The organism is Hymenobacter chitinivorans DSM 11115, from assembly GCF_002797555.1.
GTDB classification, from domain to species: Bacteria; Bacteroidota; Bacteroidia; order Cytophagales; family Hymenobacteraceae; genus Hymenobacter; species Hymenobacter chitinivorans.
In genome coordinates this window covers 273,333-286,610 of the sequence record NZ_PGFA01000005.1, presented here as the reverse complement: position 1 = coordinate 286,610, position 13,278 = coordinate 273,333, and the positions used below count along the sequence as shown (strand labels likewise).

Genomic DNA, 13,278 nt, shown 5'->3' with positions numbered 1-13,278 from the left:
AGCGCTTTGCCGGCGTATGGGCAGGGCTTTTTTACATTGAACGACCTTTGTCACTTAGGGGAGGCAGGTCCTTCGCAGGCTTGTGATGACAGACGAAACAAACAACAATCAACTATCAACAATCAACAATCAACTACCAACTAAACCGTAGCCGGGTGGTTTTGCGTTAGGTTATCCGGAGCAGGGCCGCCTGCTTGCCTTTTGTTTTACCTGCTGCCCGCCGTGTCTTTGCCGTCCCGCCCGCCTGCTGCCGCCCCGGCGCCTCCCGAACCCCAGCTCTGGCTGACCCGCTACGGCGACGAGCTGTACCGCTACGCCCTGGCCCGCGTGCCCGACGCCGGCAGCGCCGAGGAGCTGGTGCAGGACACTTTGCTCAGCGCCCTGGACGGGCTGGCCGCGTTTCGGGCCGAGGCCTCGGAGCGCACCTGGCTGTTCGTGATTCTCAAGCGCAAGCTCATCGACTACTACCGCCGCCGGTCCCGCCGGGCCGAAGTCAGCCTGGACGCTCTGGCTCCCGCTGGTCCCGATGAGGCCGTCTTTTTCGAAGCTAACAACGGGCACTGGCGGCGCGAGCAGCACCCCAGCAGCTGGGCCGACCGCGCCGACGGGCCGCTGGAGCAGCAGGAGCTCCAGCAGGTGCTGCGCCTGTGCCAGCAGAAGCTGCCGCCCCAGCACGAGGCCGTCTTTGCCCTGCGCTTTATCGAAGAACTTTCCGCCGAGGAAATCTGTCAGGAGCTCGGGCTGAGTGCGGCCAACTACTGGGTTATCGTGCACCGGGCCAAGCTGCAACTGCGGCGCTGCCTCGAAAAAAACGGCCTGGGACGGGCTGCTTCCGCCTAACTGCTTATGCTGCGAATCATCTCCTGCCACCAGGCCACCCTGCTGCTCGAACAGCGCGCCGACCAGGCCCTGCCGCCCGTGGACCGGCGCAGCCTGTGGCTGCACCTGCGCTACTGCCCCTACTGCAGCCGCTACGCCCGCCAGACCGTGCTGCTGGCCGAGCTGGCCCGCGCCGCGGCCGTTGCGCGTCCTGAGCTGCCGGGTTTGTCGGCCGAAGCCCGGCAGCGCCTGCAGGAGCGCCTGCGCGAGGCCGGCCTGGACGGCCCCCGCTGATTTTTTTGGCGCCCGGCTGTAAGGATAGACCCGCGGCGGCGTCTGCCTGCCCGAACCGGCCTTTGAACCACGGCCGGCTTTTCCTGCTAACCCGACTTGCCCTATGAACCTGCTTAAATCCGGCCTCTCGGCCCTGCTTACCGCGGTCCTGGCTTTTACCACGCTGGCCCAGGCCCCCACCCGCTCCACAGCCGGGGCCGCGCCCAAAGACCTGAGTGGCCTGGCCGTAGCCACCTTTGCCGGCGGCTGCTTCTGGAGCCACGAGGAAATCTTCGAGGAAGTGCGCGGGGTGCGCGAAGTCGTGTCGGGCTACGCCGGTGGCACCACCAAGAACCCCACCTACGAGCAAGTAGGCAGCGGCCTGACCGGCCACGCCGAGTCGGTGCAGGTGTACTACGACCCCAAAGTGGTGACCTACGCCCAGCTGCTCGACGTGTTTTTGCTGGGGGCTCACAACCCGACGACCCTCAACCGCCAGGGTCCCGACGCGGGTACGGAATACCGCTCGGTGGCCTTTTACCGCACGCCCCAGGAAAAGCAGCTCATTGAAGGAGCCATCCAGCGGGCCACGGCCGACCGGCGCTACCAGGACCCCATCGTAACTCAGGTCACGGCTTTGACGGACTTCTGGCCGGCCGAGAAATACCACCAGGGCTACTACCGCCTCCACCCCACCCAGGGCTACATCGACCATGTGTCGCGGCCCAAGGTAGAGCACTTCCGCCACATGTTTCCCCAGCTGCTCAAAACCGAAAAGCTGCCCCTGTAACTCCCGGGCCACCTGCTGAGGCAGCACGACCTACCCGTTCGAAAAGCCCCCGGTTGAGTTTTCAGCCGGGGGCTTTGGCGTTTACTTTGCGGTTAAACCAACCCCGGCCGCCGCATGGATTTACCCGCCTACTACGACGAAATGCACCAGGCTGCCCTACCCTTGCTGGCCCGGGGCGCGGTAGTGCCCGACCCGCTGCTGCAGGCGCCCGAGCAGGACCAGCGCCGCGGCCTGACGCTGCTGACCCGCCCGCCGGCCCCGATTCTGGCGGCCCTGACTGGGCTGCTGGCCGATTTCGAGCGGCTGGAACCCGCGCAGTACTACTATCCCGCCACCGACATCCACCTGACCATTCTCTCGATTATCTCCTGCTACCCCGGCTTTACGCTCGACCAGGTGGACCCGGCGGCCTACCAGGCGGCAGGGCAGGCAGTGGTGGCCGGGGTCGGGCCGTTTCGGGTGGAGTACCGGGGCCTGGCCGCCACGCCCGGTGGAATTATCGTGCGGGGCTTTCCGCGGGGGCCGGGCCTGGAGGAACTGCGCCACAATGTGCGGCAGCACTTCCGGCACTCGGCCCTGCCCCAGTCCATCGACCAGCGCTACAGCATCCAGACGGCGCACTCCACCCTCATCCGGTTTCGGGCGCCGCTGCAGCATCCCGCGGCCCTGGCCCGGCTGGTGGAGCACTACCAGGAGCACGTCATCGGCAGCTTTGAGGTACATACCGTGGAGCTGGTCTACAACGACTGGTACCAGCGGGCGGCCAATACCATTCGGCTGGCCGAATACGCCTTATCTGGCGACTAGCGCGCTTTCCGCCGGCTCAGACCTTGATGATAATGCCCCGTCGGTACATCAGCCAGAGCACCCCAAACCAGATCAGCACGCAGACCAGGCCGCCGGCCAGGGAGGCCAGGTAAGGATTGGCAATGAAGGGCGTGAACAGGGTGTGGTACAGCCAGTCTTTCAGGCCCACGGCGCCGTCGGGGCCCGCCACCTGCCACCGGTTGAGGGCCCGGGCCAGCAGGCTGGAAAGAAAAAAGGCAGTAATGGCATTCACCCCAAAAACGACGAAGGGCGTGAGGCCACGCCGGTAGCCCTGCACGTCGATCAGCCAGTAAAAGGCCGCTAAGGTCATGGCCGCAATGCCGCCGGTATACAGCACGAAGGAGCTGGTCCATAGAGCCTTGTTCAGCGGCAGCCAGGTACTCCACACTATTCCCAGCACCAGGGCCGCGCCCCCGGCCACAAACAGCCAGGCGACTTTCGGGGCCGGCGCCAGGGTTTTGAGGCGCAGCAGCTGCCCGGCCAGCAGGCCCAGAATGCCGGTGCCCACGGCGGGCAACGTGCTGAGCAGGCCTTCCGGGTCCCAGGTCTTGCTTTCTTTCCAGAGGTGGGCCTCACCCAGCACCAGCCGGTCGAGCCAGGCGCCCAGGTTGGTTTCGGGGCCGAGGTTGGCCGCCCCAAGGCCGGGCACGGGCACCAGCTGCAGCAGCACGTTGTAGCCCACCAGCAGAGCGGCCAGCGTCCAGGCCTGCTGCCGCCAGGTGGTTTGCACGAACAGCGCACCGCAGACCAGAAATACCAGCGCAATGCGGGCCAGCACGCCCGGAATCCGGACCGTGCCCAGGTCCCAATCCAGGAACAGGGAGGCAAACAGCCCCAACCCAAACAGCACCACCGCCCGCCGCCCGATGCGGCGCAGCAGTGGCCCCCGGGGCCCTGCCCGCCGGGCCGAGTCCAGGGCATACACGATGGACACGCCCACGATAAAGAGGAAAAAAGGGAAAATCAGGTCGGCCAGGGTGCAGCCGTGCCACTCGGCGTGGGCCAGCGGGGCGTAGATGTGGCCCCAGTCGCCGGGATTATTCACCAGCAGCATGGCCATGACGGTCAGGCCCCGGAACACGTCGAGCGACATCAGGCGGCCGGGCCGCTCGGGCGACGCGGCGGGAGCAGCGGTAGAAACAGCAGCGGCAGTGGGCAGACTAGGCATGAGACAGAAAATTAAGGCCGCGGCCGGGCCGGTAAACGCTTCAGCAAACCGCCGGCGCGCCGCCAATTCGCAGCAGAACCAGCACTGCTAAAGATGGCAAAATTCGGCGGAGCGGCAGCGCGGCGCACTTTTCGGCCGTTGCGTTGTTACTGCTGCACCAGCCGCGGAGGCCGCCTAGCCGCGCTTCGGCACCAACCTCGTACTTTTGGCTTCCTCATGGCAACTCCCGACCATATTTCCCTGACTCTTGCCCGCCACGGCCTGCGCCAGACGCCCATGCGCCGCGCTGTGCTCAGCGTGCTCTTCAGCAAGGCGTTTGCCCTCTCCAGCAACGATATTGAGCAAAGTCTGGAGGAAGATACCGACCGGATTACGCTCTACCGCACCCTGCGCACCTTCGAGCAGAAGGGTGTTATTCACCGGGTGCTCGACAGCTCCGACGTTATCCGCTTTGCCGCCTGCTCGGCCACCTGCACCGAGCAAGCCCACGCCGACGACCATGTCCACTTCAAGTGTTCCGTCTGCCAGCACACCTACTGCCTGCAGCAAGTCGCCATTCCGGCCGTGCAGCTGCCCGGCGGCTTCCAGGCCACCCACCGCGACTACCTCATGTCGGGCGTGTGCGAGCAGTGCCATGCGGTGAAGTTGTGAGATGGTGAGATGGTGAGATGGTGAGTCCAGTAAGCACGTCATTCCGAGCTTGGCGAGGAATCTTGCGCGCCGCTGCTGGAAATTAGAATAAGACACCAGCCCGTCATGCTAAGCTTGTCGAAGTACCTTTCCCGCGGGAGTAATCAATTTTACTTTGGCAGTAGAAATGCTTCAACTGCGCAGACGACAGATCAAGCATGACCTATACTTTGGCAACCTCAGCTCGTGAGACGTCTCGCTAGGCTTGCCATGACGGTCAATAAAGTCCACGCAAAAGGCCCGCCCGGTAATCCGGACGGGCCTTTTGCGTGGACTGACTACCAGGGCTAGCGGTAGTTCGGGTTTTGGATAAACTCGCTCTTGTTGGTTACTGCGTCGAGCTGGCGCTGCGGAATGGGGCGCACCGTGTGGTAGTCCTGAATGCTGGCGCCGGCCTCGGGGTTGTTCTTCTTCACGCGCTCCACCAGCTTGTTGGTGCGTTTCAGGTCAAACCAGCGCAGCTGCTCGCCGGCCAGCTCCCGGGCCCGCTCGTCGAGGATGAAGTCCAGGCTCAGGTCGGCGGCGCTGATGCGCATATCGGCCACTTTGCCGGGCAGCGCGGCCCGCTCCCGCACGGCGTTGATTTGCTTGACGGCGTCGTCGGTCTTGCCCAGCTTGAAGTTGGCTTCGGCGGCCATCAGGTACACGTCGGCCAGGCGAATCACGTAGGCGTCACGGGCACTCTGCTCTTCCTGGGCCGTGGGCCGGGTGGGGTCGTCAAACTTGCGCAGGCACACGTACTGCAGGCGGTTTTTGCCGGTGCCGTTGGCATTGTAAATGTCGTTGACGTCGTACACGCGGTACTTCTTAGCGTTGCGCACGGCCGTCGATACCACCTTTTTGGTGGCCAGAATGGCCGTGTCGCCTTTGGACAAGGGCTTGGTGCCGGTCGTCACATCCACGTTGGCCAGCCACACCGTGCGGAAGGAAGCGGTGTAGCGCGAGTCCTTGGTTTCGTCGAAGAGGTTGAGTAGAAACTTGGTGGGCATGAAGCGGTTGAAGGGCCGGCCGTTGGCAATGTCGCGGGTCATGCCGGGCTGGTCGTCGTACTTCATCATCCACACCAGGTGGCCGTTGTTGCCGCCGCGGGGGTGGCCGTCGGGGTAGAGGCCCGTATCCACCCGGTCGTTCAGGGTCAGGTCGCGGGAGTAGTTCACGGCCCACACGATTTCCTTGTTTTCCAGGTTGCTCATCGACCACAGGTCAGCGTAGTTTTTCTGGAGAGAAAAGCCGTAGGTGGCAATAACCTTCTGGGCCAGTTCGGCGGCTTTCTGGTTTTCGCCCCGGGTCAGGTACATCTTGGCCAGGAAGGCCTCGGCGGCGGGCTTGGTCACGCGGCCGTACTCGGTGGCAACCTGGGGCGTGATGGGCAGGTTGGCCACGGCAATGTTCAGGTCCTCGAAAATCTGCTTGTAGAACTCGTCGACCGGCGTGCGGTTGGCCGTCTTCACGGCGCCCAGGGTTTCGGCGGTGGTGAAGTGCACGCCGCCCCAGCTCTCCACGATGTGCCAGTAGTAGAAGGCCCGCAGAAAGCGCAGCTCACCCTCCCGGATTTTCTTCGTCGCGTCGCTCATGCCCGACTGCCCCACCCGGCTGATGCCCGCGTTGCAGACGTTGATGCCAATGTAGAGCTTGCTCCAGAGCGACTCCACGGCCCGGGAGCTGGACTGCAGGGTGGTGTAGTCGGTTAGGTCGGGGTTTACGTCGCCGGCCCCGCGCAGCCACAGGTCGGTGCCCATTTCCGACATGCTGTAGCCGTCTTCCTTACCGTACCACCAGCGGGTGTAGGAGTAAGCGGCATTCACCAGGTTGTCGAACCCGGCCGGCGTGGTATACACCGATTCGGGCGTCAGACCCGAGGGATTATACTCCTCCAGCTGCTTTTCGCAGGAGGTAAGTCCGGCCAGCGTCACGGCGGCCAGGGTGCTATATATGTAGGTCGAGAATTTCATGGGAGCGTTGTTAGTTGTCAGTTGCTCGTTGTTAGTTGTTAGTTGCTCATTGTTGGTTGATGATTGTTGATTGTTGATTGTTCTAGTGGATACCAGCACGACCTAACAACTGACAACTGACAACGAACAACTATCAGCTAACCCCTAAAAACCAAGGTTGATACCGGCCAGCACGACGCGGGGAATGGGCGTGGTAATGGGGCCGCCCCGCTCGGGGTCGTAGTTGTCGATTTTGCTGACGGTGTAGAGGTTTTTACCCTGCACGTAGATGCGGGCCGTGCCCACGCCCACTTTCTCCAGCCAGCCCTTGGGCAGGTTGTAGCCCAGCGTCACGCCGCGCAGCTTGGCAAACGAACCGTCGCGGTACTGCAGCGTGGTGCCGTAGAGGCTGTTCTGCATCGTCGACTTCGAGAGCGAGGCGTCGGGGCGGGGGTAGTCGTTGCTAGGGTTTTCGGGGGTCCAGTAGTTGTGCACGCCGCTGTTTTCGATGCCCTGGGGGTCGAAGATCTGGGCGTACTCGTAGTTGATCATCTGGCCGATGCGGGCGAAAATCTGGAACGAGAGGTCGATGCCCTTGTAGCTGAAGTCGCTGTTGAAGCTGCCGCTCCACTTGGGCACGGCCGAGCCCAGCACGCGGCGGTCGGCGGCGGCCGTAATCTTGCCGTCCCCGTTGAGGTCTTTCACCTTGATCTGGCCGGGCTTCTGGCCGACGGCTTTGGCCGCGTCGGCCTCGTCGGTTTGCCAGATGCCGATTTTCTCGTAGTCGTAGAACACGCGCACGGGGTAGCCCACGAAGCGGTTGTTGACCAGGTCGTCGGCCCCGCCCAGCTCCAGGATGCGCTCCTGGTTTTTAAACCAGGTCACACCCACGTTCCAGCGGAAGTCGGGAGTTTCGTAGGCCAGGGCATTCAGGCCCACTTCCACGCCCCGGTTGCGGGTTTTGCCGATGTTCTCGGTGATGTTGCCCCGGCCCGTGGTCGAGGGCAGAAAGTTGTCGAGCAGCAGGTCGCTGGTCATGGTTTCGTACACGTCGATGGAGCCGGTGAGGCGGTTGCGGATCAGGCCGAAGTCCAGGCCGACGTTCTTGGTCCAGGAAATTTCCCAGTCCAGGTCGGTGTTGCCCACGCGCTTGTCGAAGCCGTAGCCGGCGGCGCTGGTTTCGCCGAAGCTGAAGGGAATGCGCGTCAGCAGGCTCTGGGAGGAGTACGGGGCCACGTCGTAGTTGCCGGCCTTCCCATAGCTCACGCGCAGCTTCAGGTCGGTGACGGGCGTCACGCCCTTCATGAATTCCTCGTCAACGATGCGCCAGGCCACGGCGGCCGAGGGGAAGAAGGCGAAATTGTTGCCCTGATAGAGCTTCGAGGAACCGTCTTCGCGGGCCGTGAGCGTGAGCAGGTAGCGGCTCTTGAAGCCGTACTGCACCCGGCCGGTGAGCGAAATCAGCTTGCTGCGGGTCAGGTTGGTGTAGGGCGTCACGACCTGGGCCGCGTTGGCCAGGGCGTAGTACTGCTGGTAGGGCACCGGGATGCCGCGGCCCTGGGCCAGGGAGTTTTCCTGGTTGAAGGTCAGCAGCGAGGTAACGCCGGTGGCCGAAATGGAATGGTCGCCGAAGGTTTTGCTGTAGTTCAGGATGTTTTCCCAGCTCCAGTTGGTTTCGAAGCCGGTACCGTAGGAAGCCTGGTTGACCTGCCCATTCCGGTCGATGGAGTACTGGCCCTGGTAGATGCCGGTGCGGTCATTGGACAGCGTCAGGCCCACGTTCGAGCGGAAGTTCAGGCTGGGCAGGATCTGGTAGCTCACGTAGGCCGTCGAGAACGTACGGGTCCGGCGGGTGTTGTTCGAGTAGGCGTCGGTCTGCTCGTCGGCCAGCGGGTTCAAAAAGGCCGCGTTGTTGGGGTAGTTCACGAAGTTGCCGTTGGCGTCGTAGGGCGTGAACAGCGGGTTGATTTTGTTGGCCAGGTTGGTGGGGTCCCGCCGGGCGTCGAGGTTGTAGTAGGTCAGCTGGTTTTGCAGGCCGATGCGCACCTTGTCGTTGATGGCCTGGTCGATGTTGGCCCGGAAGGAGTAGCGGTTCAGCTTGTCGTTGCGAAACAGGCCCTGCTCGTTGTAGTAGTCGCCGGAGAGGTAGAACTTGGTTTTCTCCGAGCCGCCGGCCACGCCAATCTGGTGCTCCTGCTGCACGCCGTTGCGCAGCAGCAGGTCGGCCCAGTTGGTGGTCGTGCCGCTGGCAATGGCCTGCAATTCCAGGGGCGTGAAGATTTTCGAGTCGTCGGCGGGGCTGCTCCAGTTGCCGGTGGTGCGGTTGGCTTCCCGCTTCTGGGCCACGTACTCGGCCCCGTTGTTCACCTTGGGGTAGTACACCTTGTCGGTCACGCCGTAGTAGGAATTCAGGGTGATGGTCGTTTTGCCGGCCGCGCCCTTTTTGGTGGTCACGATGATAACCCCGTTGGCGCCCCGGGCCCCGTAGATGGCCGTGGAAGCGGCGTCTTTGAGCACTTCCATGCTCTGAATATCATTGGGGTTGATGTCCTGAATCGAGTTGTACTGCACCCCGTCCACGATAAAGAGGGGGCCGTTGCTGGCCAGAATGGAGCGGTTGCCGCGCACGGCAATATTGACGGCCGCCCCGGCCGAGCCGCTGGCGCTGGTAATGTCCACGCCGGGCAGGCGGCCCTGCAGGGTTTCCATGACGTTGGCAGCCGGAATCTTCTTCAGGTCGGCTTCCTTCACCGACACAATGGCGCCGGTTACGTCGCTCTTCTTCACCTCCCCGTAGCCGATTACCACGACTTCGTCCAGGGCTTTCTGGTCGGTTTTGAGGCGCACTTTTATCGTGTTCGAGTTGTCCACGGTTACCGTCTGGGCCAGGTAGCCCACGTAGCTCAGCACCAGCGTGGGCTCGGTACCGGCCGGCAGGTTCAGGGAGAAGTTGCCGCTGCCGTCGGTGCCGGTACCGATGGTGGTGCCTTTCACCACCACCGTCACGCCGGGCAGACCCTGGCCCGAGGCTTCATCGAGTACCTGCCCGGTCAGCTGCCGGGCTTGCTGGGCCCAGGCGTGCCCGGCCAGGCCGAGCAGCAGCACCATTGTTAGTAACCAGTTTTTCATGGGGTTGGGAGTTGGGTGGAAATTTGACTTGCCGAAGAATGAGCAAGATTAGATTCGCTAGTAGTACTCCCATAAGGTTGCCGTATTCGGGTAAAAACCACAGAATTGCACCAGAATATTTTATGCAAACGTTGTCGGGAACGTTGCCAACGCCCCGGTTTTTTGTCTGCATGAGTAATTACTCACTCCTGGCACTTGTTTTCGGACCCCGAAAAATCGAGCTGCACTCACCTCGGCTACATGCAATTATTGCACTATACAGATACTACCTCATCCATTTCACCTCTTAAAGCCATTTCGCTTATCGGCAATACGCCAAATCAACGACCTCTATTTGCGGTAGCCGATTCTGTGTTAGCGGCTGTTCACCAAGACGTATGAACCCGTTTGACTATGTATTTTATCGATTTGCCAGGCACTACTACAAGAAGGATGGGCGCGACGCCTTCACAGCTCAAATCGTTGTATCACTGCTGCAAAGCCTCTGGGCAATTGCCATTATCTATATGATTCTGAGCGCTACTCTACCCTTCGTGGACAGAGTACAGTTCCTAAAAGCATCTTCTAAATACTTTATTCTCATCTCAGGCCCTATTCTGTATCTCAATTACCGGCGGTACCGCAATACGTATTGGGAGCTGGCGGGCAGGTGGCGCGAAAAAGAAACCGAAGCGCAGCTACTGGTACGAAGCCTTGGCCTTATCCTGTTTGTGCTCCTGCCCGGTATAGTTCTTATTCTGGTTCTCCAGTTTTTTGGCAACAAGTAGCTTCTTCGCCGCACCAGCTACCGGCCAACCCCAAACCCACCGGGTGTAGGCCGATACCCTACTGCACTAGCGCACCAAAGCCGCGGCCCTACTACAATTGCGAAGCCGCGGCTTTGGGGTAAATCAGTTATTCCCTCTTACCGCCGCCCAAACAGGCGGGCAAAGAATCCGCGCTTCTTGGCTTTGACCTTGACTTTGGTTACCCCCGCCGTTTCCGTTTCGGACTTCACCACTGCCGGGCGGGGCGGGGGCACCGGCCGCGGGGCTGCCACCGGCGGCGCGGGAGTTGGGGCGGGCGTCGGCGCCTGGGCCACGATTACCTCGGCAGCCTTGCCCTGGGTCGTCACCCGAACCGGGGTGCTTTCGTTGTGCAGCCGGTCGACGGCGGTGAGGTAGTAGGCGTAGTCGGTGCCGGGCACGGCGCTGGTGTCGACGAGCGTAGGCGCGGTGCCGGGGCGGTGCTGCACCAGGGCCACGATGTTGCGCGGGTCGTCGGGGGTGGGCTGCTGGTCTTTGGTAAAGCGGTAGACCACGAAGTAGCGGGCCACGTCGCCATCGGCAGCGGCCGGGCCGGGCTGCCAGGTTAGGGTCGTCACGGCGCCGGCGCGGGCCAGCACCAGGTTTTGGGCCGGGCGGGGCGGCACGGCGTCGAGCCAGGGCATGGTGGGCACCAGAGCCGGGTAGCGGAACAGATTCTGGCGCAGCGAGTCGCGGGTGTGCAGCGGGTTCGACATCAGGGAGCGGGCACTGAAAAACACGCTGCCGCTAACCTCCGTGGGGTACGAGCGGTTGAGGCGCACTTGCCGCGGTAATTCCCGTGGGTTGCGCCAGGTGGTATCGGAACGGGTGTTTTCCAGCATCCGGTAGGCGCCCTGCCCGATGTAGAGGTGGCGGCCGAAGTGGTTGCGGGTCCACCATTCAAGCAGCGTGGCGTAGGGCACCAGCTTAAAGTTGGTGCTCCAGTAGAGCTGGGGCACGATGTAGTCGATCCAGCCCTCCTGCAGCCACAGGCGGGAGTCGGCGTAGAGGTTGGCGTAGCTGGGCTGTCCGGCGCGGGTGTCGGAGCCCTCGGGGTGGGCCGACTTGTTCATCCAGACGCCGAAGGGCGAAATACCAAATTTGACCCAGCGCTTGGTGTCCTGAATAGTGTCGTGGAGGTGCTCAATGAGCTTGTTCACGTTCTGCCGGCGCCAGTCGGCCAGCTTGAGGCTGTCGGGATTGTACTGCCGGAAGGCCGCCTCATCCTGGATTTTGAGGCCGGGCTCGGGGTACGGGTAAAAGTAGTCGTCGAAGTGCACCCCGTCGATGTCGTAGCGCCGCACCACGTCCAGAATGACGGTAGTAATGTAGCTGCGCACCTCGGGCAGGCCGGGGTTGAAGAGCAGCTTACCGCCGAAGCGCAAAAACCACTCGGGGTGCTGCCGAAACGGGTGGCTGGGGGCCAGGCGGCGCGTAACGGAGTCCATGCTGGCCCGGTAGGGGTTAAACCAGGCGTGAAACTCCATGCCCCGGGCGTGGGCTTCCTCAATCAGAAACGGCAGCGGGTCGTAGGCCGGGCTGGGCGCCTTGCCCTGTTGCCCCGTCAGCCACTTGCTCCAGGGCTCCAGCTCACTCTGGTAAAAGGCGTCGGCGGCGGGGCGTACCTGCACAAACACGGCGTTGATGCCGTTGCGCTGCTGCACGTCGAGAATGCGGCGGTATTCGCGGCGCTGCTGTTCGGGCGTCAGGGTGCGGCTGCTGGGCCAGTCAATATTCTCGACGGTGGCAATCCAGACCCCGCGCAGCTCCCGCTTGGGGGGCCCGTCCTGGGCCCGCAGCGGCCGGCCGGAACCGAACAGCACCAGCAGCAGGAAAAAAACAAACCAAAGAGCAACAGGGCGGGCAGCGGCAATCAATCGGAACATCAGCACGAAAACGGGAAAATCGTCCGCAAATTACGCACCCTACTGCCGCCCGCCGCGGCCCGCCCGTAAAATCCGGCGCGGCCCGGCTTCTTACTGCGCTTCCGGAGAGAAGAAAACCGCTCTGCCGCCCTTAATCAGCCCTTGGGCCCCAGTAGCCGGCCCGCTGCTTTTTACAGCCGGATTTCAAAATACTGGTACAGGGCCCGGTCAAACTCGGCCGGGTCGACCAGCTCAGTTTCGGTTAGATTCGCCCCGTCCTTTATGCGCAGCGTGTGGCCGGTAATGGTAACGCGCCCGGTGAGCGTAGGCCGGGTACACAGCCGCTTACGGGTGAAGTGGGACTCGGGGCTGGTTTGGTGAAAGTGACACATAGCCGCAAATTCGGCTACCTCCCGCGGGGTTTCCTGGAATAGGTACTCGGGCTGAAAGCGGCGGCCATCGAATTTCTCCACCACCAGGTAGTGCGCGTCGTGGCGCCGGAGCCGGAACTGCCCGCGGGGGTCCTCTTGCTCGACATCGAGCGTCAGGGCCAGCGGCCCGAGGCTGAACTCTCCGAAGCCCACATCCACCAGATAATCGGTGCCGGGCAGCGTAACGAGGCAGGCCATATGGTCGAATTCGGGGCCAAATTCGCCGGCGGACGTGTGCACCCGGGCCGAAATCAGCCGGACCGTAAAGCCCAAGGCGCGCAGCAGCTCGGCAAACGCGCCGTTGAGCTCGTAGCAAAAGCCGCCCCGCCCCTGCCCCACGATTTTGGCGTAGCTGCCGGCCAGCTCGATGCGGCGGCCCAGGTGAATATCCAGGTTTTCGAAGGGCACCCGCAGCAGATGTGCCGCCTGCAGCTCCCGCAGCGTGGACAGGTTTACCGCGGGCTGGGCAGTGTACTGCAGCCGGGCCAGATACGGGAGTGGGTTCATCAGAAGCAGGTTAGCAGGAAGGTAAACCGCGCCGCTGGTGGGCCGCGCGGGGTTGTAAAGCT

General features: G+C 62.7%; 11 protein-coding genes. 6 read left to right on the top strand and 5 right to left on the bottom strand.

Going from position 1 to position 13,278, the window contains the following annotated elements; all coding sequences use genetic code 11:
* Positions 1–222: 222 nt before the first annotated feature.
* The 4 genes from CLV45_RS23860 (at position 223) to CLV45_RS23845 (ending at position 2,689) form a co-directional block, all read left to right on the top strand.
* Positions 223–840 (top strand): sigma-70 family RNA polymerase sigma factor, encoded by a 618-nt coding sequence (locus CLV45_RS23860; RefSeq protein ID WP_157807764.1) that lies wholly within the window; start codon positions 223–225, stop codon positions 838–840.
* Positions 841–846: 6 nt separating this feature from the next.
* Positions 847–1,113 (top strand): anti-sigma factor family protein, encoded by a 267-nt coding sequence (locus CLV45_RS25250; RefSeq protein ID WP_100339009.1) that lies wholly within the window; start codon positions 847–849, stop codon positions 1,111–1,113.
* 103 nt (positions 1,114–1,216) lie between these two features.
* The gene (gene msrA / locus CLV45_RS23850; RefSeq protein WP_100339008.1) at positions 1,217–1,882 is read left to right on the top strand and encodes a peptide-methionine (S)-S-oxide reductase MsrA; all 666 of its coding nucleotides are present in this window, start codon (positions 1,217–1,219) and stop codon (positions 1,880–1,882) included.
* A gap of 114 nt (positions 1,883–1,996) precedes the next feature.
* Positions 1,997–2,689: a 2'-5' RNA ligase family protein gene (locus CLV45_RS23845; RefSeq protein ID WP_100339007.1), complete on the top strand. Its 693-nt coding sequence runs from the start codon at positions 1,997–1,999 to the stop codon at positions 2,687–2,689.
* A gap of 16 nt (positions 2,690–2,705) precedes the next feature.
* On the opposite strand, the gene CLV45_RS23840 is transcribed toward CLV45_RS23845, so the two are convergent.
* Complete coding sequence (locus tag CLV45_RS23840) at positions 2,706–3,878, bottom strand: acyltransferase family protein (protein ID WP_100339006.1); 1,173 nt, start codon at positions 3,876–3,878, stop codon at positions 2,706–2,708.
* A gap of 216 nt (positions 3,879–4,094) precedes the next feature.
* Between CLV45_RS23840 and CLV45_RS23835 the strand changes: the two genes are divergently transcribed.
* The gene (locus CLV45_RS23835) at positions 4,095–4,529 is read left to right on the top strand and encodes a Fur family transcriptional regulator (protein ID WP_157807763.1); all 435 of its coding nucleotides are present in this window, start codon (positions 4,095–4,097) and stop codon (positions 4,527–4,529) included.
* A 326-nt stretch (positions 4,530–4,855) separates the two neighbouring features.
* Here CLV45_RS23835 and CLV45_RS23830 read toward each other — a convergent pair whose 3' ends face one another.
* Both CLV45_RS23830 and CLV45_RS23825 read right to left on the bottom strand, forming a co-directional pair.
* Positions 4,856–6,520 carry a RagB/SusD family nutrient uptake outer membrane protein gene (locus CLV45_RS23830; protein WP_100339004.1) on the bottom strand — a complete coding sequence of 555 codons (1,665 nt, stop codon included), beginning with the start codon at positions 6,518–6,520 and terminating at the stop codon, positions 4,856–4,858.
* 144 nt (positions 6,521–6,664) lie between these two features.
* Positions 6,665–9,628: a SusC/RagA family TonB-linked outer membrane protein gene (locus CLV45_RS23825; protein WP_100339003.1), complete on the bottom strand. Its 2,964-nt coding sequence runs from the start codon at positions 9,626–9,628 to the stop codon at positions 6,665–6,667.
* Between the two features lie 377 nt (positions 9,629–10,005).
* Between CLV45_RS23825 and CLV45_RS23820 the strand changes: the two genes are divergently transcribed.
* Positions 10,006–10,395: a hypothetical protein gene (locus CLV45_RS23820; protein WP_100339002.1), complete on the top strand. Its 390-nt coding sequence runs from the start codon at positions 10,006–10,008 to the stop codon at positions 10,393–10,395.
* 137 nt (positions 10,396–10,532) lie between these two features.
* On the opposite strand, the gene CLV45_RS23815 is transcribed toward CLV45_RS23820, so the two are convergent.
* Positions 10,533–12,299, bottom strand: coding sequence for a glycoside hydrolase family 10 protein (locus tag CLV45_RS23815; RefSeq protein WP_100339001.1), 1,767 nt, complete (start codon positions 12,297–12,299; stop codon positions 10,533–10,535).
* Between the two features lie 170 nt (positions 12,300–12,469).
* Complete coding sequence (locus tag CLV45_RS23810) at positions 12,470–13,216, bottom strand: arylamine N-acetyltransferase family protein (RefSeq protein WP_100339000.1); 747 nt, start codon at positions 13,214–13,216, stop codon at positions 12,470–12,472.
* Between the last annotated feature and the right edge of the window lie 62 nt (positions 13,217–13,278).